The organism is Amycolatopsis thailandensis (genome assembly GCF_002234405.1).
GTDB classification, from domain to species: domain Bacteria; phylum Actinomycetota; class Actinomycetes; order Mycobacteriales; family Pseudonocardiaceae; genus Amycolatopsis; species Amycolatopsis thailandensis.
Genome location: NZ_NMQT01000338.1, coordinates 1 through 514, shown reverse-complemented (window position 1 = coordinate 514; position 514 = coordinate 1). Strand labels below are relative to the sequence as shown.

Genomic DNA, 514 nt, shown 5'->3' with positions numbered 1-514 from the left:
GGGCCTTCATGTACTTCGCGGACCGGACCGTAGAGCAGGATCAGGGCAGGGCGTTCAGGAAAGGCTCGTGGGCGTTCTGGAACTCCCAGCCGTAGTACCGGTCCCAGTTGATCGACCACGTCATCAGACCGCGCAACGCCGGCGAAGCACCACCACGCAAGGAATACGACCCGCAGCCGGAGTTCTTCACCAGGCAGTTCAGCGCCGAGTGCACCGCCGCCGGCGCGGTGTGCCCGTTTCCGGCGCTCACCGCGGCGGGCAGGCCGAACGCGATCTGGTCCTCACGCAGCCCCGGGAACCGGAATCCGGTCGAGGCCACCGTGAAGCCCGCCTTGATCATGTCGGTCATCGCGATGTGGAAGTCCGCGCCGCCCATGAAGTGGTACTGGTTGTCCAGTCCCATCACCGGCCCGGAGTTGTAATCCTGGACGTGCAGCACGGTCAGCGCGTCCCGCATAGCGTGGATCACCGGAAGATACGAACCCGTCCGGTTGTCGGCGCCGCCGAGACCGCC

General features: G+C 66.1%; 1 pseudogene. It reads right to left on the bottom strand.

Annotated features, from left to right (window positions below):
- Positions 1–40: 40 nt before the first annotated feature.
- Positions 41–514: pseudogene (locus CFP71_RS42740) on the bottom strand (chitinase); the annotation flags it as partial.